This is a genomic window from Methylocystis sp. L43, from assembly GCF_015709525.1.
Taxonomy (GTDB): domain Bacteria; phylum Pseudomonadota; class Alphaproteobacteria; order Rhizobiales; family Beijerinckiaceae; genus Methylocystis.
Genome location: NZ_JADNRA010000022.1, coordinates 36854 through 58872 on the forward strand (window position 1 = coordinate 36854; position 22019 = coordinate 58872).

20 protein-coding genes are annotated in these 22019 nt (G+C 63.6%); 5 read left to right on the forward strand and 15 right to left on the reverse strand.

Annotated features, from left to right (window positions below; genetic code table 11):
* Positions 1-18 precede the first annotated feature (18 nt).
* The 4 genes from IYX23_RS05405 to IYX23_RS05420 form a co-directional block, all read right to left on the reverse strand.
* Positions 19-1197: a hypothetical protein gene (locus IYX23_RS05405; protein WP_196392202.1), complete on the reverse strand. Its 1179-nt coding sequence runs from the start codon at positions 1195-1197 to the stop codon at positions 19-21.
* 196 nt (positions 1198-1393) lie between these two features.
* Positions 1394-2137: a hypothetical protein gene (locus tag IYX23_RS05410; protein ID WP_196392201.1), complete on the reverse strand. Its 744-nt coding sequence runs from the start codon at positions 2135-2137 to the stop codon at positions 1394-1396.
* A 281-nt stretch (positions 2138-2418) separates the two neighbouring features.
* Entirely contained in the window at positions 2419-3606 is a 1188-nt protein-coding gene (locus IYX23_RS05415) for an acetate/propionate family kinase (protein ID WP_196392200.1), read from the reverse strand.
* Positions 3607-3628: 22 nt separating this feature from the next.
* Complete coding sequence (locus tag IYX23_RS05420; RefSeq protein WP_196392199.1) at positions 3629-9100, reverse strand: glycosyl transferase family 36; 5472 nt, start codon at positions 9098-9100, stop codon at positions 3629-3631.
* A 216-nt stretch (positions 9101-9316) separates the two neighbouring features.
* Between IYX23_RS05420 and IYX23_RS05425 the strand changes: the two genes are divergently transcribed.
* Positions 9317-10054, forward strand: a complete 738-nt coding sequence (locus tag IYX23_RS05425) for a hypothetical protein (protein ID WP_196392198.1) — start codon at positions 9317-9319, stop codon at positions 10052-10054.
* A gap of 17 nt (positions 10055-10071) precedes the next feature.
* Here the strand turns inward: IYX23_RS05425 and IYX23_RS05430 are convergent, their stop codons facing one another.
* Together IYX23_RS05430 and IYX23_RS05435 are read right to left on the reverse strand one after the other, a co-directional pair.
* Positions 10072-10506, reverse strand: coding sequence for a hypothetical protein (locus tag IYX23_RS05430; protein WP_196392197.1), 435 nt, complete (start codon positions 10504-10506; stop codon positions 10072-10074).
* A gap of 330 nt (positions 10507-10836) precedes the next feature.
* Positions 10837-11724 (reverse strand): metallophosphoesterase, encoded by an 888-nt coding sequence (locus tag IYX23_RS05435; protein WP_196392196.1) that lies wholly within the window; start codon positions 11722-11724, stop codon positions 10837-10839.
* A 112-nt stretch (positions 11725-11836) separates the two neighbouring features.
* Here IYX23_RS05435 and IYX23_RS05440 point away from each other — a divergent pair, with 112 nt between their 5' ends.
* Positions 11837-12331, forward strand: coding sequence for an NUDIX domain-containing protein (locus tag IYX23_RS05440; RefSeq protein WP_246716506.1), 495 nt, complete (start codon positions 11837-11839; stop codon positions 12329-12331).
* Here the strand turns inward: IYX23_RS05440 and IYX23_RS05445 are convergent.
* On the reverse strand, positions 12317-12892 hold the full coding sequence (locus IYX23_RS05445; protein WP_196392195.1) for a GNAT family N-acetyltransferase: 576 nt from the start codon (positions 12890-12892) through the stop codon (positions 12317-12319). The genes IYX23_RS05440 and IYX23_RS05445 overlap by 15 nt on opposite strands.
* A 109-nt stretch (positions 12893-13001) precedes the next feature.
* Between IYX23_RS05445 and IYX23_RS05450 the strand changes: the two genes are divergently transcribed.
* On the forward strand, positions 13002-13499 hold the full coding sequence (locus IYX23_RS05450; RefSeq protein WP_196392194.1) for an N-acetyltransferase: 498 nt from the start codon (positions 13002-13004) through the stop codon (positions 13497-13499).
* Entirely contained in the window at positions 13496-14647 is a 1152-nt protein-coding gene (gene zapE / locus IYX23_RS05455) for a cell division protein ZapE (RefSeq protein WP_196392193.1), read from the forward strand. The genes IYX23_RS05450 and zapE overlap by 4 nt, the downstream gene beginning before the upstream one ends.
* Here the strand turns inward: zapE and IYX23_RS05460 are convergent.
* The 4 genes from IYX23_RS05460 to surE form a co-directional block, all read right to left on the reverse strand.
* The gene (locus IYX23_RS05460) at positions 14622-14915 is read right to left on the reverse strand and encodes a hypothetical protein (protein ID WP_041926724.1); all 294 of its coding nucleotides are present in this window, start codon (positions 14913-14915) and stop codon (positions 14622-14624) included. The genes zapE and IYX23_RS05460 overlap by 26 nt on opposite strands.
* 160 nt (positions 14916-15075) lie before the next feature.
* Complete coding sequence (locus IYX23_RS20460) at positions 15076-16443, reverse strand: peptidoglycan DD-metalloendopeptidase family protein (RefSeq protein WP_196392192.1); 1368 nt, start codon at positions 16441-16443, stop codon at positions 15076-15078.
* A gap of 126 nt (positions 16444-16569) precedes the next feature.
* Positions 16570-17259 (reverse strand): protein-L-isoaspartate(D-aspartate) O-methyltransferase, encoded by a 690-nt coding sequence (locus tag IYX23_RS05470; protein WP_196392191.1) that lies wholly within the window; start codon positions 17257-17259, stop codon positions 16570-16572.
* Positions 17256-18029 carry a 5'/3'-nucleotidase SurE gene (gene surE / locus IYX23_RS05475; RefSeq protein WP_196392190.1) on the reverse strand — a complete coding sequence of 258 codons (774 nt, stop codon included), beginning with the start codon at positions 18027-18029 and terminating at the stop codon, positions 17256-17258. Before surE ends, IYX23_RS05470 begins: the two co-directional genes overlap by 4 nt.
* Before the next feature lie 122 nt (positions 18030-18151).
* On the opposite strand from surE, the gene IYX23_RS05480 reads away from it, so the two are divergent.
* On the forward strand, positions 18152-18661 hold the full coding sequence (locus IYX23_RS05480; RefSeq protein ID WP_196392189.1) for an SH3 domain-containing protein: 510 nt from the start codon (positions 18152-18154) through the stop codon (positions 18659-18661).
* Here the strand turns inward: IYX23_RS05480 and serS are convergent.
* The 4 genes from serS to IYX23_RS05500 form a co-directional block, all read right to left on the reverse strand.
* Entirely contained in the window at positions 18599-19963 is a 1365-nt protein-coding gene (gene serS / locus IYX23_RS05485; protein WP_196392188.1) for a serine--tRNA ligase, read from the reverse strand. The genes IYX23_RS05480 and serS overlap by 63 nt on opposite strands.
* 218 nt (positions 19964-20181) lie before the next feature.
* A complete protein-coding gene (gene tatC, locus IYX23_RS05490) occupies positions 20182-20976 on the reverse strand; it encodes a twin-arginine translocase subunit TatC (RefSeq protein WP_196392187.1) in 795 nt (264 codons plus the stop codon).
* Positions 20973-21464, reverse strand: coding sequence for a preprotein translocase subunit TatA (locus tag IYX23_RS05495; protein ID WP_196392186.1), 492 nt, complete (start codon positions 21462-21464; stop codon positions 20973-20975). Before IYX23_RS05495 ends, tatC begins: the two co-directional genes overlap by 4 nt.
* 157 nt (positions 21465-21621) lie before the next feature.
* Positions 21622-21858 carry a twin-arginine translocase TatA/TatE family subunit gene (locus IYX23_RS05500; RefSeq protein WP_196392185.1) on the reverse strand — a complete coding sequence of 79 codons (237 nt, stop codon included), beginning with the start codon at positions 21856-21858 and terminating at the stop codon, positions 21622-21624.
* Positions 21859-22019 lie beyond the last annotated feature (161 nt).

Genomic DNA, 22019 nt, shown 5'->3' on the forward strand with positions numbered 1-22019 from the left:
CGCCGCGCCTTCCCCCACTCAATTAGGCGTCAGGTCCGCTACTTGCGAATCGATATATGCCTTGATCTGTCTGGCCCAGATGCGATTGGCGAGGCCTGTGGGATGTCCATCGCCGGGAATGATCAGGCTGTTGGGCGGATAGGCGCTCGCGTCGATCAAGGCGTTGACGACCAGCAGACCGCCCTCCCGCAATTTGCGCATGATGTCCTCGTTGCCATATCCGGGCCCGAGGCGGTAATGTGCGCTCGCAAGATTGTCCGGCAGAAACAGGATCAATGTCGGAACGCCATATTTCTGCCGCGCGAGTTCGCCGGCCCTGATGAGAATCGCGATGTAGCGATCGATGTCGGCTTCTTTCAATGAGCGCTCATGCGACTCAAATATAAATTTGAACGCTTCCGTTGAACGGAAAAGCGAACGTAAAAAACCGGCGACGCCCGGCGCCTGCGCCGAACATGGCCCACGGTAGACGACCTTGCCGTCTTTCAGATCGTAACTCGGACCTAGCCAGGAATTGCTCGCAACGCATGAGGTCCGCGCCGCATGCCAGGGCGCCGTGAGCATGATGAACAGACGCGGATCGTTCTTGAGCAGACCGTCGAAGGCGTCGACTTCAAGCGCGCGCAGAAACTGCTGCGGACCATAGGCGGTGACGGCGAGATTCAGCACGCGATACTTGCGCCCGGTAACGTCGGCGAAGGACTGCGGTAGCGTGTCCTCGTCATTGAGCCCAGCGCCAAACGTCATTGAGTCGCCAAAAAAGGCGATCGTCGGTCCGACCTCCGCGGAAACGACCTTGCGCGTGAGATTGACGTCGATCGTATTGGTGACGTCGTAAATGACGTCGCCATTCGCCGCGACTTTCTTCTCGTGAATGACGCCAGCACGCGCCGGACTCCAGCCCAGTTCGGCCTTCGGCGCCCAGCTGCCTTTTTCCTTGAAGGTCATCGGCGCGCCGGCGAGGCGCCAGATCGCCAATTCGAGCGCGCTCAGGCACAGGACCAGCGATGCGCCGGCGAGCGAGAGGTCGCGCGCGCGGCCTCGAAAGATCGCGACATAATAGAAGAACAGCGCAAAAAGGATGAGATATGTCGTGAGGACAATATAGCGCGACTGTTCGATCGAGACATACGCCGCCGTAAAAGCGCTTAGCGCAATGACGAAAGCAGCCGCGGCGCGAATCACTGCAGACCCCATTCAGCCCAACCCCCAATTGGACATCCATGATGATCTCATCGCGCGCCGCAAACGCTTGAGAAACGGCGGATAATTAGACCAACCTCGCTGGCGTGACAATCCGCCGAACCGGCGCTGTGCGCGCCCCGTCTTCGCGCATTGGGGCGACAAGTCGGCGCAAACGCAGCCGAGGTTTTTCCGGCGTTCGACTTAGGCCCTAGCCGGCTGAAATATTCTTGTCGGCTCGCGCCGAGGAGCGACGACGGACAGGCGCAAATTGCGGGACGAGTGAGATGACCTGGCGTTCATCCAATGATTCGGCGTCGCGATCGTCGTCGGCGCTATTCTCTTGGAGCCGAACCAGCGCCAAATCTCTGCGAACGATGAAGACGAATATGACAAAGGCGCAAATCGACAGAGCGGCGACGATGACGTCGAGCGCCGCGAATGAGAGCACGCGCTGCGTCGTGAGCTCATGTCCCATCAACGCCGCAGAGAACGACCAGCCCAACACGAGCAGCCGAAGCCCCTTCGGTTCGAATCCGCCGCTTGGCTGCGTTCCGCCATGGATCACGACAAGCAAATATTTGTATGAGCTCAGCAACAGATAGAGAGAGAGGACGAGCAACGCCGAGGGAATGGTGAAATAAGGCGAGAAGCCAAGCGCCATGATGATCAGCGTTTGAGCGACAAGGTCGGCCGAGTTGTCGATGAAATATCCATAAAGCGGACGCGCGGCGCCGCGGCCTTCCGAAAGAGCGCGCACCAGATTCTCGCTGAGCCAATTGCAAGCCAGCCCCAGCGCGACCAGCGCGAGAAACCAGTTCGACCACCGACTGGCGATAAAACCGACTGCGACGAGGACGGCGCCGAAGAGACCGGCGTACGTCAGGTGATCAGCCGATATAGCCTCTGGAATATGCCGCGCGACGAGGGCTGTCAGGCCCCCGCCATCAGACAACGGGCGTTCGTTATCCCTGAGGTTGGGCATACGACCTCGGTCAATGCGCCAATCGACGTGACGGCGAATTTGCGACTGATTGATCCCGCGCCGCAGCGGGACAATCACGCTATGTATCAGCAATAATTATAATATTCTGGCCGGTTGGGCCCGGCGGGTCAATTGCTTTTGTTGGGCAGTCCCCGGCTCGATGGAGGCGACGGCTGTCAGATTTGATTGGAGTTTGCTAGGGCGATTCCATTTTGCTCCCGCCGCAACCACCGCCGCGCACTGAGCCGCGATCACCTCGCCGCAACCGTCAGTCCTGTCGTTTCAATCGTGTGGCGCGCAATCATCGCTTCCTCGTCGGTCGGCGTCACGAACACAGGGATGCGCGACTGGGGCGCCGAAATGAGAAGGTCGTTGCGCGCATTGGCCGCCGCGTCGAGCGCCAGCCCCAGCCAGCCGAGGCCCTCGACCACGCCGGCGCGCACGCGCGGCGAATTCTCTCCAATTCCGGCGGTAAATACGAGCGCGTCGAGTCCGCCGATCGCCGCCGCGAGCGCCGCGATCTCCACTCTTATGCGATGAACGAAATAGGCGATCGCGGCTTGGGCGCGGGGTTCTTGGGACGCCTCGAGCGTGCGCATGTCATGCGAGACGCCGGAAAGGCCGAGCAGGCCCGAGCGTTCATAAAGAAGATGCGACAGCTCCTCGGGCGTCATGCCCTCGCTCTGGAGCAAATAAAGCAGCAGTCCGGGATCGATCTGTCCGCAGCGGGTGCCCATGGGCAGGCCTTCCAGCGCCGAGAAGCCCATGCTGGTGGCGATCGAACGCCCGCCCTTCATCGCGCAAAGCGACGCGCCATTGCCAAGATGCGCGACGATGACGCCGCCTTCGGCGTGAATTGGATCAATCGCGCGGAGCCGCCGGGAGATATATTCATACGACAACCCGTGGAAGCCGAAGCGGCGCAGTCCACGCTCGTAATAGGAATAGGGAAGCGCATAGGCGTCGTCGACGAAGGCGTGTCCGCGATGGAAAGCCGTATCGAAACACGCAACCTGCGGCACATGCGGAAAGGCTTCCTTGGCGCCCTCGATGCCGGCAAGGTTATGCGGCTGGTGCAGCGGCGCGAGCGGAATGAGTTGGCGTAACTCCGCGAGCACTTCCGCATCGACGATGACCGGCGCGGCGAAGCGCAGCCCGCCATGCACGACTCGGTGTCCGATCGCGCTCACCGCCACAACCGGGTAAGCCTCTTCGAGCCATTCGAAGATCGCTGCGATCGCCTGCTTGTGCGTGAGCTTGTCGGCGAGGCGGCTGTCGCTTGCGTCTCCATTGACAACGGCCGCGCGAAAACGCGGCTTCGCGCCCAGCCCTTCGACCGCGCCAGAGACGATCAGCCGCGGCCAGTCGGCATCCGCCGCGAAGAGGGCGAATTTCACCGAGGAAGACCCGGCGTTAAGCGTAACGACGCGATCGGCCATATCCCCTCACGCCTCTAGGCCGCTACCAAACGCGGCGACGCTTCTCCGCTTCGAACGTCTTTCCAAGGTAGACCACGCGCTCCAGCCGCAGGTCGCCCTTGGGATGGAAGGCGTCGGGGCGCGGCTGCAACTCGCCGTTCTCGAATTCGAGGCCAAGCAGCGCATATGCGGCCGACAACATGCGCGCCGCCGCGCCGGTGTACCAGCTCCACCCGCCGCGCCCTTCGTAGCCCTCGCCATTGTAGACGTCGGCCGGCTGCTGATGCGGCGGCAACCCATAGATGTCCGCGGCGGCCGGCGACGCGAGCTTGGAGATCGGCGAGATCGCGATCCACGTCTCGAACGCTCTGCGAAACAGCTCGTCGGCGGCGCGCGAGTCGCCGTCCTGTTGCGCCTGCGCGGCGAGCTTCGCCAGCGCGTCAACGAACCAGGATACGCCATGCGAATATTGGCCGCCGTTTTCCCGCACGCCCGGCGGATATTCGGCGCTGCGCCCGGGATAGGGCTGCGAGTGTTCGTCAAAAGGCGGATGGACGAGCAATACGCGATCGCCGAGACCGAGAACGGCCAAGGCGTTCTCGATCGCCTCGCGTCCACGCGCGGCGTCGACGGCGCGCGCCAGAGTTGGCCAGGAGGACGTCATCGCGCTCATCGGCGCGACTTCCTCGCCATCATCGGCGTAGGCGCGGATGTAGCGGTCGCCGCGCCAGCAGTTCTCAAGCGCGGTCCGAAGCTTTTCGGCGCGTTCGCGATAGCGCTCGGCGCGGTCGGCGTCGCCCTTCGCCTCGAACAGCGGCGCGATGTCGAGGAGGATGCCGTGCAGGAAGAAGCCAAGCCAAACGCTCTCGCCGCGGCCTTCGTCGCCGACGAGATTCATGCCGTCGTCCCAGTCGCCAGATCCCATCAGCGGCAGGCCATGGGCGCCGAAACGCTCGAGCGTCCAATCGATGCCGCGCGCGCAGTGGCCGAGCAGCGTATCCTTGTCGCGCGACGTCAGCGGCACGGTGGCTTCGCCCTCCTGATCCTTGGGGACGGGACTCGCCTCCAGGAAGGTCTCGACTTCGTCGAGGATGGCGTAGTCTCCACTCCCGCGGACATAGCGAATCGTCACATACGGCAACCACAAGTGCGGATCCGACGCATGCGTGCGGTCCGCGAGGCCCGTGCCGCCATTGGGCGCGCGATGCCACCATTTGCAGGCGTCGCCCTCGATATATTGATGCGCGGCGTGCAGCAGAATTTGAGCCCGGGCGCGCTCCGGCGCGAGATGGATGAGGGGGATGACGTCCTGCAGCTGGTCGCGATAGCCTGTGGCGCCGGAACGCTGTGAAGGACCCGTGCGGCCCCACAGGCGCGCCGCGAGCAATTGATAGGGCAGCCAGTCGTTGACGAGGCGGTCGAACTCGGGACGATTGGTCTTGATGCGCAACACGGACAATTGTTCGTCCCATGCGCGCGCATTCGACTCGAGTTCGGCATAGGCGTGGTCGGGATCGCGCGCATAATCGGCGAGCCGCTTCGCGTCTTCGATCGTCGTCGTCTGTCCAAGCGCCACGACGACGACCGCTTCTTCTCCCGCTGGCACGTCGATCGCGCCGCTGAACGCGGCGACTTTCCGTTCATGCGCGGGCGCGCCCGCGTCCGGATGGCCGTGTTCGACCATGTAAGGCAGGTAAGGATCGCGGCTCTCATGCCCCAGGAAGCGGCGACGCGAGGTCTCGGCGAATTCCGCCGGTATCGATGTCGTCACGAAGGCCCAGCCCTGCACGAAATTATTGCGAGGATTGCGGAAGTAAATCGAATGCACATTTTCATCGATGATCGATTCCAGGACGCCGAGACTTTCGTTCGGCGTTTCCGCCAATACGATTTCCATTGACGGCGTGATCTGCAGCAGACGCTCATGGTCGGTCTTGTTGCGGATCTTTAGGATCTTGAACTCGATCGGCTGCGCGGGGCTGACGAATACGGTCATCTCGAGCTCAAGATGATCGCGCTCGGCGCGAAAGACCGCGACGCCCGGCGAAAACGTCACCTGATATTCCGCGTCGCGACGGCGCAGCGGAACGAAGGTTGGACTATGCGCATCGGTGCGGGCGAGATCATAGACGTAGATCCTCTGCCCGGCCGGCGCCATACGGCCCTCACCCATGCGAAACGGGGTGAAGCTGTTTAAGCGCGAATTGCCGTGAAAGGAAAAAATCTCGCCGTCATTCGTGAGCACTGCGCCTTGTCCGAAAGCGTTGGCGATGACGTGGCCGAAAGGACGCGGCGTTCCGGGCGCAAGCGCGACGCTTCGCCCGTCTTGAGAAAAGGCGTAGCGCGGCTTCTTGGGCGGGGGCGGCAGAATGAGCCCGCGGCGGCGCGACAACGCCTTGTTCAGCGTCTCAGGCGCAACGGGGGCGATCCCCAGATGCCGAGCAATGGAATCCGTCGCACGTCCCATGTCGCGCGCCCATCCGTCGACGATGATCAGTTCCGTCGCGCCGGCGGCCGCGAGTTCGACTTCGACGCGCAGGCTGGCGCAGGGCTCGAAGCCGTAGAGCAGACCTTCGTCTTTCGGATCACGGGGCGCCGCCAGTCCAAGCAGGCTGTCGGGCGCATAGGTCGATCCCATTCCATAGAACCGCGACTTCACATCCTCATAGCCGACGACGGAGATCTTCGCGTCAGCGCCCGCGCCGATGGCGTGAAAGCCGATTTCCGGGGACAGTCGGCGATCGGACTGGCGCCGCGCCCCGCCCTTGAGCAAACGGTTCTGGGCGAAAATCGCATTCAGCGATCGGACATACCAAGTGCCGATGTGAATTGCGTTATACGCGGCGTCGCGAAGCTCGACGCCGGTCTCGTTCAGCACCCACTCACGCAGCGACGCCAGCATCAATTTACGATGACGCTGCTCGAGATTGACGATCTTGAGATGCGTGATCTCGACCGCTTCGTCGGCGGCGAGCGAAACCCGCGCTTCGATCGCGAATCCGTTGCGCTCCGCCATGAAGAACAGGCAGTTCTCGCCGGCGTCGGTGAGCGACGCCTGAGTGGCTCTGCAGCGCGTCGGCGCCTCGCCGATCGACCATAGCTCGCCGCCGTCTTCACGCAGAAAAAGGAAACGTCCGCGCGGGTGGGCATGATCGTCCGGACGTCGCGTCAAGTCGATCGGAGGTCCGCCGCGCGCCACGCCTTCGATGCGCATGGCGCCCTGCCCGTCCTGAAACCACTCGCTGATCATCAGCCCGTTGGTCAGTTTCAGCGGCCGCGAGCCCGGCACGCCGCCAGCCCCGGTAATGCCTTCAATCGTCACTTTCTGCGCGCGCGCAAGCCGTCCCAGAAGGAAGAGGACAAGGCCGAAGGCGACAATGCCGGCGTAGATCAGATATCCGCTGACAAGATAGGCATAGGACGGCGGCCGCGTCTGCGACATTTGCTCGGCGGCGCTCCACGCCTTGTCCCATTCGGCGCCGCGCGGGATGTAAAAGGGCAACAGTAGCGGCGCCCAGGTGCCAAAGCGCCGGATGCCTTCGGGGATTGCGCGGCTCGTTTGCGCCTTTCCAAGGAAGCGCGCGGCTTTCTCATCGGCGACGTCGCCGCCGACGAAGGACAGATTGACGAGCGTCGCGACGCGCAGGCCCATGTGGTCGAACCAGATCAGCACCCGCAGCGCGTCATAGGCGAGAAGCGCCGTGAAAATATCGAGGCTCCAGGCGCGAAAATCGGAGTCCGGCAGGATGTAGCTCATCCAGCTCGCGACGCCGGTGCGGATGAGTCCGTCCTGATTGTACCAGGCGGGGTCGGGCGACGCTTTCAAGAAGGAATAGATCACCGGCGCCATCCACAGGCCCCAGCGCAAAACGCGCACGGCGTTTTCGATGAGCATGTCGAGGCCTTGCCAGCTCGCGAGTTGGCGAAGCGGCTGCAGGCTGCGCTGAACGAGCGCCGTAAGGAAGAAAAGATTGATCGAAAAGAGCGGCGCGGCGAACACCCATTGGATGACGCCCGAGAGCGACTCGTCGAACAGCAGCCTCACGCCGCCGTCGACCCTGCCGAGATCCGTCGCGCCCCACTTCGAGAAGAGCGGTCGAATGACATATTCGGTGATCGGGCGTCCGTCCGCGCCATAATCGAGCGACGTATAGGCGAAGAATTTCGCCGTGATGTTCTCGACCTGGCCCAGGTCGAGATACCAGGCGACGGCGCCGCCGACGACGCCGCCGAGCGCCGCCCCCAGCAAATAAACGCGCCAGCTCCGTAAATGCTGGCGGCGTTGTTGGGTGAGCGCATGGAAATCGAAGCCTGCATCGACGCCGGCGTAGGCGAGAGCGCCCGCCAGCGCGCCGAACAGAAACCGCTCGCCGCCGCTCAGCGCGGGAAGTCCAATCATCAAGGCGAGTCCAACGGCCGCGCCGGCGACCGCGCCGCGAAAATAGTTGGACGGATGCAGATAGAGCTCTTTGACGCGCGCAAAGAAGGGCGGAGTCGAATCGGTGCTCTCCACGATCGCGCGCGCGAGCGGAAAAAGCGCGGCGCCAATCAGCGCGCCGCCGATCGGGCCGGAGGCCGAAATGACGGCGACGGCGGGCGCAAAAGACACGACCAGTCCAACCGCGAGCAGCAGCGCCATGAACACAAAGCCATAGACGGCACCCTTTTCGGCGCCGGTCCGCCAATCATGGAACACCACGACCTGCAGCGACGGCGTCGCGCGCAAAAGGCCAGCCATCGCCTGGGTCACGAGATAGGTTTGGCCCCATAATCCTGCTTGCGCGAGCGCCGCCGCCACCGTCGCGATCAGCGCCGTCACCGGATAGGGCAAATAAGGCGCGACAAAATACGAGACCGACGTCGCGATATAGGGCGTCAGCGAAGCGACGAAGGCCGAGGCGAGCAGAATGCTATGCGGACGCCATTGGCGGGGCAAAAAACGACCGAGCGCGAGGGGGATGCCGACGACAATCGATTCGTTCAGCAGAAACAGGACCAGCGTATGCCCGACGATTTTTCTGAAGGCCTCCGGAACGTCGAGGCCAAGGAGCAGCGCGCCGCCGATCTGGGCGACAGGCGGCGAGCCGAGAGCGATCAGCAGGCTGAACTGCAGCGGCAAAACGAAAAGGGCCGCGCGGACCGCCATGCGCGAACGCGCCCTCAGCGTGACGACCCCGGCGAGATAGAGAATGGTGGCGGTCGCCGCGCCCACCGGCGAGAGCCGGAACAGTTCGGCGAGGGTTTCCGGCGATCGCCACAGCAGGCCTGCCCGGTCGCACAGCAGCGTAAAAGTCGCGACAGCGAGGAAATCCACGGCGAAATCTGCCGCCTGGCGTGCGCTTTCCGAGGAGCGGCGCAGCACGAAAATCGTCGCGCCGGCAAAAAACCCGGCCACGATCGCATGCTCGCCGCCGCCAGCCGCCTCCAGCGCCGCGAAGACCGCAAAGCCCATGCCGATTAAAATGCGCTCGAACAATGCGCTGTTGACGTCCGATTCGCCGCGATTGACGGCCATGGATTCCCTCCGCGCCTTTGTTGAATCCGGCGTTTTTTAACGTTAATGGCCGGAATCAGCGGCGATCGTATGGAATCCCTTGCCGGAGGCGGGGGAAAAAGTCGACTCCCGCCTCTCTTCGTCGCGCTTGCGCTTCGCACCGCCGCCGAGAGCCGCTATAGTCCACAATGCTTTAATGCCCCGGCCGCGCAGCGAGGGCCACAGCGAGTGGACGACATGGAAGAGCCCCTGCCCGCGCCGCCAGCCGACACTCGCGACGCCGACCCGCCACACGCGTCCGCCGCTACGCCTGCCGAGCGTCTATCGCTTCTTGTCGAGCGCGAGCGAGTCGCCCGCAAAGGCCCGGCGGGTTCGCTTGACGAGCGTATGGCCAGTCTGTCCGGAGCGCTGCGCCGCGCGCGCCTCGAGAACGCCGAGCGCTCCGCCGCCATTTCCGATTTGCGCGCCGCCGAAATCGCCCGGCTGGAAATGCTCGGCGAGGCTCTGTCGCCGGTTTTGGCGCAGGTGCCGCGCGATTGCGATATTTTCGACGTTGGCGTTGCGCCGGCGGAGCGCCCGCGCCTGTTCATTGACCAGATCGGCTTCGTCGAGATGGATCGCGACCGGCGGACCTATCGCTTTCTTCAGGATACGCGCCACGGCCGGGTGACGCTTCGCGAAAGCGACAGCATCGACGACCTCGTCGAAGCGATCACCAGCTACATCGCGCATCGCCTGATCGAGCGCGAAAAGGCGCTGGCGGTCGATTACGCGAGCGGCGGCGCGGCGCAGGCGCTTGGCGTGAAGATCGCCGCAGCGCGCGAGAGGGCGAACGAACGCGAAAACGACAATTCCCTCTCCGGAAAAACGACTCGCGCAGCCGCGTTCATCGCCGAGTTTTTTGGCGCGGCGGCGTTCTTCGCCTTTTTGGCCGTCCTGGCGGCATGGATCTATCGCGCCTATCTCGCCACATGAATTGGAACTCATCTAATTCAATGAATGCAGCCAAGATAAACTTTCCCAAAACGCCTTTGGGCGGCTTCTAATAATTTGCGCGGACATAATTCGCTTAGATGCAAACCAAAGCCTATCATTTCGAAACTCGCTGACTCGATCAGATCGTTTTCTTGATCGTGCTGATCACTTTTGTGTCCCAAAAAGAAAGAATGGCGCAAGCGTGCCCATAGCTCGAACCCAATTTCGATCGCTAGCCCGGCGGGGTATCCGCTATCTTCGTCGACGGCGACCGATTTTCTGAACAAGCCCATTTCTTCGAGAAGCATTGTGCCCATCAGGTGGGCGCAATAGTCGGCAGCTTGTACGCCAGCACACTCCACTGAGTCTTGCCCAAGGTGACAAACAAAGCGATCGGCGTGGATCCTCATCAGCTCCCGATCGACAGTCAATTCATTATCAAAAAAAAACATTGAAACGTCCTGATATTCGGCAAGATTCAACGGTGATTGCTAATGCTTTAAATATTTCTGAGCCTAAGGAATCTCGTCGGTCTGTTGGGATGACAACGAATCCACACTTACAATGCTCGAATACTACCGCCCCGACTGCGGCGCGCAATCGAATGTTTTGTTCATTTCCCGCCATCTTTGCGCTGCTCTTATATTCCGTCGCAACCGGGTCGAAACCCTCCCCGCGGATTGCAGCACGAATTATCGGGGTGAGATCACACTCCGAATAAACGTATGCCCCTACAATAAAACCGCCGTTTTCCCGAATGCTTTCGTCACAATAGAAGTTGATCACTTCAAAAGCTCGCGTGATACTAAGTCGACCACCTCGCCTGTGTCGTCCAGCCCTCGTGTGCGCATAACGATACGGAGTCCGTCAGCTTCGCGCTCGATCTGGTAAAGATTATAGGCGGCGCCCGGATAATGCCCGCCGGGACGCGCCGAAGCCGAGGCGACGCCGACGACAGGCGTCCCGGCGCCGGGTCCAGACAGATGATGCAGACTCGGCTTGTGATTATGCCCATGCAGAATGAGCTCGGCGCCATGCCGGGCGATGACGCTTTCGAACGCCGCCGCGTCTTCGAGCCCCCGCAGCCGCCTGGCGCCGCCGACATGCGGCGGGTGATGAAGGCAAACGACGCGCGCAAGTCCCTCCGCCTTGGCGCGTTCCAGCAGATCCGCGAGCGCCGCCAGCTGAGTCGCTCCGAGCCGCCCGGAAGCGACGAAAGGCGCCGTCGGCACGCCGGTGTCGAGACCGATCAGCGCGACGCCGCCGCGCCGGCGCAAATAGGGAAAGCCCGCGACTTCGCCCTCGCTGCTCGTCCAAGGCGCGAAAACCTCCCGAACGAGACCGGTCACGCTCGCCACATAAGCGTCGTGATTTCCGGGCGTGAAGCTCACGTCGCCTGGGGCGCCGAGAGAGGCGAGCCAGTCTTTGGCGAGCGCGATTTCGCCCGGAAGCCCGATGTTGACGATGTCGCCGGTCATGACGACATGGTCGGGCGCCTGCGCCTTGATGTCGGCGACGATCTTGGCGAGCACGCCCATATCGTGCTGATCGCCGCGCTTATAAAGCCAATTCACATAGCCCGTGACGCGCTTGCCAAGGAGCTCCGCGAGATTGGGCCGAGGAATCGGGCCGATATGCGCGTCGGAAAGATGGGCGAGCCGGAAGTTCAAGAATCCTCTCTGACGGCATGTTGCGCGCGCGGCGCTTTCTTCATCGGAATGGGTCAGCGACACTAGAGCTTTCAGGCGTCATTTGCCATAGTTTCGCTGATCGGAGGCGGTTTTGAAGAAGCCTGAAGAAGCGCGCGCGGCGCCGTCGAGGCGCACGCGCTTTGCGTCGCGGCTCATCGCTTTTAGCGCACGCTTTCAGCGTCCCATGACCCTGGGCGTGCGCGGCCTCGTCGTTGATGAACGAAACCGCGTGCTGCTTGTCCGGCATACCTATGTGGAGGGCTTTTACTTGCCGGGCGGCGGCGTCGAAAGCGGCGAAACGCTTGTCGAGGCGCTTGAGCGCGAGCTGAGCGAGGAGGCGAATGTCTTGCTCGATGCGCCGCCAGAACTGTTCGGCATGTATTTCAATCGGCGGTTCTCGATGCGGGACCACGTCGCGCTTTACGTCGTGCGCGCGTTCCGCCTCACGCAGCCGCGCGCCCCTGATCGCGAGATCGCAGAAGCGGACTTCTTCGCGCTCGACGCTCTGCCGGCGGATACGACCGCAGGGACGCGGGCGCGACTGTCCGAGGCGCTGGAGAACACGCCTGTTTCACCCTATTGGTGAATGCGTGACGGCGCCGGCTCGAGCGTACAAGGCGTGCAGATCGCGCCAGCCATAAGCGACGTCGGGGAGGACGACGCCTTCAATGTCCCACACGCCCTCGACGCCGACAGGCTCCGCGCCAAGCGCTTCATAAAAGCCGCGCGCCTTCGGCGAGTCGCGCAAGACCCAAACGGCGGCGCTCGCACAGCCGGCGGAAATCAGATGCTCTGCGAGCCGCTCCACCAGGCGCCTGCCTAATCCTCGGCGCTGGGCCCGTTGCAGCAGGTAAATCGACGCAATCTCGCCCTCGAAGCCAAGTGGAACGAGCTTTGAATTCGACAGGCGACTGCAGCGGGCGAACCCCACCGGCGTCACGCCCTCGCAGGCGACGAACACCGCCTGAGCGCCTTCGCTCGAGCCGATCCGCTCCCGCCAGCGCTGCGTCCAATCGTCGAGATCGATGGACGCCAGCGCCTCGGCGCGCATCACTCCAAGGTAGGTCTCCCGCCAGGCCTTGGCGTGAATTTCGGCGATGGATCGGGCGTCCTCAATGCTCGCCCGGCGCACGCGATACTTCGCCATTGGCCTCTCTCCGCCCATAGCGTCGCATGAGTGCTTGTCGCGGCGCAACGAGAGGTTTTGCCGCGCAGACGGCGCGTGATATGGCCTGCGCCCAGGGTCAAGCCACAACATGATCGATCTCGCCGTAAAATTTGCGCCGCTGACGGCCGCAGACGACGCGCATATCGAAAAGCTCGACGAACGCGCGTTCGGTCCGGGCCGGTATGCGCGCACGGCCTATCGCTTGCGCGAAGGCGTCGAGCCCGACCGTTCGCTGTCCTTTGTCGCACGGATCGGGACGCTGCTTGTGGGCGCGAACCGCATGACGCCCATCCTCGTCGGGTCATCGCCAGCGCTTTTGCTTGGACCGCTGACGGTGGAGCCGGCGTTTCGCCAGCAGCGCGTCGGCGAGACGCTCGTTAAATATTCGCTGGACGCCGCGCGCGGCGCCGGACATGGGCTCGTCCTGCTCGTCGGCGACGAGGACTATTATGCGCGGCTGGGATTCGCGCCTGTGCCGCGGGGCAAAATCACGATGCCCGGTCCCGTGGACCCGGAGCGCCTGCTCTATTGCGAACTCCGCCCTGGCGCCCTCGCTGAGGCGTGCGGCAGGATGCGGCGCGCATGATTTCGCGCGCGCAGACCATCATCGACGAATATGACGCGCTCGTCGCGAAAGGCGCGCTGGAGCGCGACGCGTCGCAGCGCGCAGCGATCGAGAGGCTACAAGCGCTCGCCGACGCTCTCGCAGGCCGCAGGCCGAAAAGCGCCAGTGTGACGCAAGCGCTCCTCGCGACCTTTCGCCCTCGAGCGCGGCCGGCGCGCGGCCTCTACCTCTGGGGATCGGTCGGGCGCGGCAAAACCTTTTTGATGAACCTGTTCTTCGGCGCGCTTCCGATCGAAAAGAAGCGGCGCGCACATTTTCACGCCTTCATGGCGGATGTGCACGATCGGCTGCATCGGCTGCGGCAGAAGCCCCATAATAGCGACGCCGATCCAGTGAGCTGCGTGGCGCAGCAAATCGCGCAGGAAACCCGTGTGCTCTGCTTCGATGAGTTCGCCGTGCACGATATCGCCGACGCCTCAATCGTCGCACGGCTGTTTTCGTCGCTGCTCGCGTCGGGGGTCGTTATTGTCGCGACGTCCAACGTCGAGCCTTCGCGGCTTTACGAAGGCGGCCGCAATCGCGATCTGTTCCTGCCCTTCATCGCCATGCTGCAGGAGAGAATGGACATCCTGCGTCTCGACGCGCCGAATGACTATCGGCAGCGGCGCGAAGATCTCGGGCAGGTCTATTTCACGCCCGCCGACTCTTACGCGAGATCGGCGATTGACGCGCTCTATGCGACGCTCGCCGGCGGCGCGGCGGAAACGACCGCGACAATCGAAATCAAGCGACGCCGCATCGAGATTCCGCAGACCGCGGGCCGCGTCGCACGTCTGAGCTTCGCGGCGCTGTGCGGTCAACCGCTGTCGGCGGCGGACTATATGGCGATCGCGGAGAGGTTCGACGCAGTGATCGTCGAAGACGTTCCAGCGATGGCGCCTGAACAACGGAATGAAGCGCGCCGCTTCATCACGCTGATCGATGTCCTTTACGAGGCGCGCGTCCTCCTGGTCGTTTCCGCTGCGGCGGAGCCTTCCCAACTCTACTGCGTGGGCTTTGGCGCCGAGGCGCGCGAATTCGAGCGCGCGGCCTCTCGACTGATGGAAATGCGGGGCAAAGATTACATCGACGCCCGCGCAGCGCTCATGGCTTCGACATGCAGTCCTTGATGTCGCTGGCCCGCTTCATCAACTCGAACCGATCGGCGCAGTAGCGTTCGAGATCCGGCCGTTTCGCTGGATCGGTCGCCGCGGAGCGAATGCCGACCGCGCCATCGAGCAGCTCCTTTTGCGCAGCATGGACCTGAGAAGGCGGCAGTTGTCCCGAGCAGGCCTCATAGCGCTTGAGCAGCGCGTCGCACTGCGGGACGCCGGTTGGATCAACCGCGAAAGCCGGCGTGGCGGCAAGCAGGAAAACGAAAGCGAGACGATGCTTCACTGGCGCGGGATCCTCCGGTTATGACCCGCGCCATATAGCATTTTGGTCGGCCGTGAGGCATCAAAAGACGAGAGCGGCGGGCCTTTCTTTGGACCCGCCGCCCCGAAGTCTCCAGCGCCTTCGTGTCTCGCGGACGCCGGAGCGTTCCTTGCGTCGACGCCTACAAGCCCGCCAGGTAGCGCGTGGGATCGACGGGCGTCGACCCCTTACGCAGTTCGAAGTGAAGCTGCGGCGAGCCGACATTGCCCGACTGGCCGGATTTGGCGATCGTCTGACCGCGCTTGACCTGATCGCCGCGCTTGACGTCGAGTTCGCCATTGTGGGCGTAGGCCGAAACGAAGCCGTTGGGATGCCGAATGAGCACGAGATTGCCGTAGCCCTTGAGCTCACTGCCGGCGTAGGCGACGACGCCGCCTTCCGCCGCCTTGACCTGCGTTCCTTCGGGCACGGAGATGTTGATGCCGTCGTTGCCGCCCGATGCGAAGCCCTGAATGATGCGGCCGCGCGCGGGCCAGCGGAACTCGGGCCGACCCTCGTCGGAAGCCACCGCTTTCGCGTCAGTCGCTGACGGAATGGAGGCGGTCGCGGTCGTATCGACCTTGCGAGCGCTCGCCGTTTCCGCCGGGGATTCGGCGACAACGGGCTTGCTGCGCGCGTCGGCGATCTTGGGCTCAGCTTCGGACGACTCGGGAGACGGCCCCCGCGCGATCCGCTCGGTTTTGACGGGGCGCGCCGGCGTTGCGGCGGCGATGCGCGCCTCCGCTTTTGTCTTCTCCGGCGCGGCCTTGGCGACGGTCTTCGTCTTCTCAGCCGGTTTGGCCTTCGCCGGTTCTACTTCGGATTTGCGCACCGGCTTCGCCTGCTCGGCCGGCTTCGCGGCGGCCACGGGCTTCCCCAGGGGCGCGGGCTTCGCAGCGATCGACTTGGTCGCGGCTGGGACAACGGCTGCCGCTTTGGCCGGACCGGCGGGCGGGCGCGCCGCCACGACGGGAGCGCCGCCGGCGCGATAGACGGGGATCACCAGACGAGAGCCCGGCTGAACCTGGGACGCGACGTTGAAGCCGTTTGCGCGCAGCAGCGCGTCGGTGGGCACGCCGTAGCGGGTGGAGAGCAACGCCGCAGTCTCGCCCTGGGCGACAACGATCGGCGTGCCGCCTTCCGCGCTCCAGTGGCCGCTGGCGCCGGCGGCCGCAGCGCGAGTCGGCGCCGGCTGCGTCGCTGGCGCAGAGGTCCGCGCGGTCGAAGCGCTTCCGCTCGGAGCGGACGCGCTGGGCCCGGGGGCTGGCAGCGGCCGAGATTCTACCGCCGACGACGGCGCCCTCTGCGCAGGCGCGTCAGTGATCGCGCCAACCGGCGCCCGATCGACGCCGAGCGAGGCGGTCTTGGCCGAGCCTGAGAAGGGGTCAGTGAAGGGATCGCCTCCGAAGCGGGAGGCGTCGGAGCAGCCGGCGACAAGGGCGGCGACGCCAACGGCCGCCAGGAACCGCACTGCGGCGCGGGAATAAGCAATATGATGCTTGGTAACCATGACGCGACCCACCCGAACGCAACATTGAACGGCTTTATGGGTAACAGCGCGGCGGTTAAGGAGGCGTTTAAGATGAACGCAAAGCGCGCGCGGCCGTGAAAATTATCAGCATTCGGTCACGGTGTTTTAGAGCGCCTGCGCCAGTCCGGGGATCGCCGGACCCAGGCGACACGGGCCAAGATCGGTCTCCCGCAGTTCGCCGTCCTCATTGCGATCAAGCTTAATCAATCGTTCCTTCGCCCGCGCGCCAGCCGGCGCGTGCTCCCTGCGGGCGAAGAGCAACGCGCCGCCGGGCGTAAGCATCTGGATGAGCGCTGCAGGCGCGGCGCCGACCGAGGCCTGGACGATGATTCTATCGAAGCGTCCAAGCTCGCGAGGCGGATCAAGGCCGTCGGCGAAAATCGCCTTGGCGTTTGCCGCGCCGTGGGCCGTCAAGCGGCGCGAGGCTTCGATCGCGAGCGTCTCGAACCGCTCGAGACTTATGACCTCGTTCGCGAGCTGCCCTAGCGCCGCCGCGCCATAGCCCGACCCCGCCCCGACCTCCAGCACCCGATGGCCGCGGCCGATCTTGAGCGCCTCGAGTCGTCTGGCAAGTTCGACCGGTCGCGACATGGTCTGCCCGCAGCCGATCGGCAATGAGAGATTGCGGTTCGCGAGATCGCGAAAGCGGTAGGGCGCGAACGCCTCCCGCGGGGTCGCCTCGATCGCGCGCAAGACCGAAAGATCGCGCAGCCCCGCCTGACGCAAGGTCAGCAGCAGCGCCGCGCGCTCCTCGAATTGTTGGCTGGCCTGGCGCGCGCCGGCCTCCTCGGTCATTCCTTGTCCTCAAACGCCGCCGCGAGCCGCGTCACCGTCGGGTGATCGGTGAAATCCAGCTGCAGCGGGGTAATCGAAATTTTCTTTTCTTCGAGCGCCAGCAGGTCGGTGCCCCGCCCCGGCTTGAAGTCGCCGCGCTGGAAAGTGATCCAGTGATAGGGATTGCCGCGGCCGTCCTTGCGGTCCTCGATCCGCATGATGTCGCTGCTGCGCCTGCCCTGCATGGTGATCGCGACGCCCGCGACGTCCTGGGGCGCACAATGCGGAAAATTCACGTTCATCAACACATTCTTCGGGATGCCCGCCGCGAGCAGGCGGCGCACGACCTCAACGCCATGCTTCGCCGCGCATTCCCAGTGGACCGTCCGGCGGTCTGCAAAAAAATCATAGACCTGGGAGAGCGCAATCGACGGAATGCCCAGAATCGTGCCCTCCATCGCCCCGGCGATGGTGCCGGAATAGGAGACGTCCTCGGCGACATTCTGGCCGCAGTTGACGCCGGAAATGAGAAGATCGGGCGGATGATCGAGCATCAGCTTGCGCAGGCCCATGATGACGCAATCGGTCGGGGTTCCCTTGAGCGCGAAGTGGCGCGGCGAAATCTCCCGCAATCGCAGCGGATCGTTGAGAGAGAGCGAATGCGAAACGCCCGATTGCTCGAATTCCGGCGCGATGACGAAAATATCGTCGGTGAATTCGCGCGCGATCGCCTCCGCGATGGCGAGGCCGCGCGCGTGAATGCCGTCGTCATTGGTGATGAGAATGCGCATGCTTACAGCGGTTTCGCCTCGCCTGGCGGGCGCCTGAGGAGCCCGAGTTTCTTTGGACGATTCGACGCCGAACGTCCACAATGACCCTATATCGGTCCGCCTCATTCTCTGGAGGAATTTTGATGCGCTCACGACTTGCGCTTTTGCTCGCGGCGACGATGAGCGCCGCTCCCGGCTGCGCCGCCGCTTTTGAGGCCTATGTGGCGGCGGTGATGCCGCTGCGCGTGAGCCCGAGTTCGGATGCGCGGCCGGTCACGACAATGGCGGCGAACATTCCCTTCAATGTCCTGGGCTGCGGCCGCTGGTGCCAGGTGCAATATGGCGGGACCATGGGTTATGTCCCGGCGCCGCTGGTCATCCCCGGCGCGCCGCCGACCGCGCCCGGCTCTGGCCTGTTGGGGTTTTTGGCCGCTCCCGTGGTGCTGCCCGTCGCCGCGCGGGACCTGCTCAGCGACGGCTATGCGCCGCGCGCCGATTACGGCTATGGCTGGACGCCGTTTTTTGGGACGTCGCCCGAGCCCTACTGCGAAGAACCGGCGAGACGCGGGCGCTGCGTCCACCGACGGCGTTCAGCTCGGGATGCGCGTGAGCCCGCCCATGTAAGGCCGAAGGACGCGCGGAACGTCGACTGAGCCGTCGGCTTGTTGGTAATTCTCCAAGACCGCGACCATGGCGCGGCCGACCGCGACGCCGGAACCGTTCAGCGTATGGACGAAACGCGGCCCCTTGCTTTCACTTGGCCGGTAGCGGGCGTTCATGCGCCGCGCCTGGAAGTCGCCGCAGACCGAGCAGGAAGAAATCTCGCGATATTTCCCCTGCCCCGGCAGCCAGACTTCAAGGTCATAGGTTTTTTGCGACGCGAAGCCCATGTCGCCGGTGCAGAGCACGACCTTGCGATAGGGTAGTTCGAGAAGCTGCAACACCTTCTCGGCGCAGCCGGTCATGCGCTCATGTTCTTCGAGCGAATCTTCCGGCGTCGTGATCGACACGAGTTCGACCTTGTAGAACTGATGCTGGCGGATCATGCCGCGCGTGTCCTTGCCGGCGGCGCCCGCTTCGGCGCGGAAGCAATAGGTGCCGGCGGTCATGCGCATCGGCAATTGCGCTTCGTCGAGGATGGATTCGCGCACGAGATTGGTGAGAGGCACTTCGGCCGTGGGGATGAGCCAGTAATTACTTCCCCAACTTAACTTCTCATTACCCCAGGTCAGTTCTTCGTGACCCCACGTGATTGGACCCGAGTTTCCTTCGGGCGGCCGACCTGCCGTCACTGAAAACTGATCATCGCGAAACTTCGGCAATTGCGCCGTGCCGAACATCGCGTCGTCGCGCACCAGCAGCGGCGGACTCACCTCAATGTAGTCATGCTCGTTGGTATGCAGATCGAGCATGAATTGCGCGAGCGCGCGCTCCAATCGCGCCAACCCGCCTTTGTTGACGACAAAACGCGCGCCTGAAATTTTCGCCGCCGTCTCGAAATCCATCAGCCCGAGGCCTTCGCCGATTTCGAAATGCTCCTTCGGCGTAAAGTCGAATACGCGCGGCTCGCCCCAACGCGCGACTTCGACATTGTCGTTTTCATCGGCGCCGTCCGGCACTTCATCGAGCGGCGTGTTGGGAATGGCGGCCAGCGCAGCGTCGAGTTCGGCGATCGCAAAGCGCTCGGCTTCTTCGAGCGCCGGCCAGTTTTCCTTGATCGTCGCGACTTCAGCCTTGAGCGCTTCGGCCCTGGCGGCGTCGCCCGCCTTCATCGCCGCGCCGATCTCTTTCGAGGCCGCATTGCGCCGCTCCTGCGCGCGCTGCAATTCGCCGATCGCCGCGCGGCGCGCATCGTCAAAGGCGAGAAGCTGCGTCGACAGGGGCTCCAGCCCGCGCCGCGCGCGGCCAGAATCGAAAATTTCAGCGTTCTCGCGAATCCATTTGATGTCGTACATGTCGGCCTGCTGGCGCTGGGGAGTAATGGGCGAACTGTTGCAAATGCGTCATGCCCGGCTTGTGCCGGGCATCCACGCAACGCCGCTACGACAGCGTTTCATACGAGCCGCAGTCTCGGCGTGGATGGCCGGGGCAAGCCCGGCCATAACGGCGGGGGCTTTGTCGAGGGCGCCTTTCTCCCGCGAGCGGTAAGCAGGGTCAAGCGGCGAGATGTCGCTTACGATCCGCCGCTCGCCGCCGCTTGGGCGGCGGCCCGCTTCTTCTCGATCATGCGCACGGCGTAAATCGACGCCTCGTAGAGCAGCACGCCAGGCACGGCAAGCGCGAGCTGCGAAAAGACGTCCGGCGGCGTCAGAACCGCCGCGACGATGAAGACGAGCACGACGGCGTAGCGCCGCTTCTCCTTTAAGAACTCCGACGTCACGATGCCCACCTGCCCGAGCAGCGTCAAAACCACCGGCAGTTGAAACACGATGCCGAAGGCGAGCACGAGCGTCATGATCAGCGAAAGATATTCGGAGACGCGCGGCAGCAGTTCGATCTGCGCCTTGCCCGGCTCATTCGCTTGCTGCATCCCCATGAAGAAACGCAGCAGATTGGGCATCACCAGAAAATAGACGACGAGCGCGCCGAAGGCGAAGAAGATCGGCGTCGCGAAAAGATAGGGCCGGAACGCCGTGCGCTCATGCTTGTAGAGCCCGGGCGCGACGAAGGCGTAAATCTGCGACAGCACGATCGGACAGGACAAAAACGCCGCCATAAACAGCGCGACCTTGATCTGGGTGAAAAAATATTCCTGCGGCGCCGTGTAGATCAGCCGCGCCTCAGGGCCTGCGACCTGCGTGTAGGGAATGAGAAGCAGATTGTAGATATCCTTGGCGAAGAAGAAGGAGAGCACGAACATCCCGAGAAACGCGAGCAGCGCCTTGATCAGGCGCTCGCGCAATTCCATCAGATGTTCGATCAACGGCGCCTTGCTGGCCTCGATTTCGGCTTCGTCGGCGTCGTTCATGTGGCGGCCTTCTTCGACGACTCTGGAGGAAGACCAGAATCCTCATCCTGAGGAGCGGCCGAAGGCGGCGACTCGGAGGATGCGACTGGCGCGTCCTCATCATTCGAGACGTCGGCTCGATCTTGGGCCTGCCCGAGATCGACGCTTGCGGGCGGCGCCTCAGGAGACCGTTGAGTGTGCGACGGCGATTCGCCTGTGATTGCCCCGGAAATCTGCTTGCGCGCTTCGGCCATCGGATCGAAAGCGCCGTCGAGCTTCACGCTCTCCTTTACGGCGTCCCGCATCTCGCCGACCTCCTTACGCAAATCATCGAGCTCCGCCTCGCGCATCGCCTCCATGAACTGTCCCTGAAATTCCGAGGCCATGCGGCGCATCTTTCCGGTGAACTGCCCAAGCGAACGCAAAACGCGCGGCAAGTCCTTCGAAGGAATCGCAATAAGCGCGACGATGGCGATGACAATGAGCTTGCCGGGTTCGAGATCGAACATGCGTGTTGCTCGGGCGCCTTGCACCCTCCCCTTGACGGGGAGGGTCGAAGCGCGAAGCGCTTCGGGGTGGGGTGACGATAGCGAGGTTCCAGGGATTCTCTCTCACCCCACCCCGCGCTTCAGCGCGACCCTCCCCCTCAAGGGGAGGGTGTCGACGCTAGACCTTCTTGCTGTCCGCTTTGTCGCTCTCCAGAGCGCGGCGCTCGCTGGCCTGGCCTTCGAGCGGCTTCTTAGCATCATCGGCCGCGACGTCGTCTTCGGACATGCCCTTCTTGAACGCCTTGATGCCCTTGGCCACGTCGCCCATCACGTCGGAAATCTTGAACTTGCCGCCGAAGAGAATGAAGACGACCGCGCCGACAATGATCCAGTGCCAGATCGACAGACCGCCCATGGCGCGCATCCTTCCTAAAGAGAAAACCGGGTCGACCGGCGTTTGCCCGGAAACTATGCGCCCCTCGCCTTAAAAACAAGGACGCTGGCGCGCAGATGCACGCCGCGGACATCCTTAAGGGACGTGGAAATTCGTGTCGCTTGACCGAGCCGCTCGGCGGC

Bases quoted from the DNA above. Each gene is read 5' to 3' on its own strand.
- IYX23_RS05405 (WP_196392202.1), bottom strand. From the start codon at position 1,197: ATGGGGTCTGCAGTGATTCGCGCCGCGGCTGCTTTCGTCATTGCGCTA.
- IYX23_RS05415 (WP_196392200.1), bottom strand. From the start codon at position 3,606: ATGGCCGATCGCGTCGTTACGCTTAACGCCGGGTCTTCCTCGGTGAAA.
- IYX23_RS05420 (WP_196392199.1), bottom strand. From the start codon at position 9,100: ATGGCCGTCAATCGCGGCGAATCGGACGTCAACAGCGCATTGTTCGAG.
- IYX23_RS05425 (WP_196392198.1), top strand. From the start codon at position 9,317: ATGGAAGAGCCCCTGCCCGCGCCGCCAGCCGACACTCGCGACGCCGAC.
- IYX23_RS05430 (WP_196392197.1), bottom strand. From the start codon at position 10,506: ATGTTTTTTTTTGATAATGAATTGACTGTCGATCGGGAGCTGATGAGG.
- IYX23_RS05445 (WP_196392195.1), bottom strand. From the start codon at position 12,892: ATGGCGAAGTATCGCGTGCGCCGGGCGAGCATTGAGGACGCCCGATCC.
- IYX23_RS05450 (WP_196392194.1), top strand. From the start codon at position 13,002: ATGATCGATCTCGCCGTAAAATTTGCGCCGCTGACGGCCGCAGACGAC.
- zapE (WP_196392193.1), top strand. From the start codon at position 13,496: ATGATTTCGCGCGCGCAGACCATCATCGACGAATATGACGCGCTCGTC.
- IYX23_RS20460 (WP_196392192.1), bottom strand. From the start codon at position 16,443: ATGGTTACCAAGCATCATATTGCTTATTCCCGCGCCGCAGTGCGGTTC.
- IYX23_RS05470 (WP_196392191.1), bottom strand. From the start codon at position 17,259: ATGACCGAGGAGGCCGGCGCGCGCCAGGCCAGCCAACAATTCGAGGAG.
- surE (WP_196392190.1), bottom strand. From the start codon at position 18,029: ATGCGCATTCTCATCACCAATGACGACGGCATTCACGCGCGCGGCCTC.
- IYX23_RS05480 (WP_196392189.1), top strand. From the start codon at position 18,152: ATGCGCTCACGACTTGCGCTTTTGCTCGCGGCGACGATGAGCGCCGCT.
- serS (WP_196392188.1), bottom strand. From the start codon at position 19,963: ATGTACGACATCAAATGGATTCGCGAGAACGCTGAAATTTTCGATTCT.
- tatC (WP_196392187.1), bottom strand. From the start codon at position 20,976: ATGAACGACGCCGACGAAGCCGAAATCGAGGCCAGCAAGGCGCCGTTG.
- IYX23_RS05495 (WP_196392186.1), bottom strand. From the start codon at position 21,464: ATGTTCGATCTCGAACCCGGCAAGCTCATTGTCATCGCCATCGTCGCG.
- IYX23_RS05500 (WP_196392185.1), bottom strand. From the start codon at position 21,858: ATGGGCGGTCTGTCGATCTGGCACTGGATCATTGTCGGCGCGGTCGTC.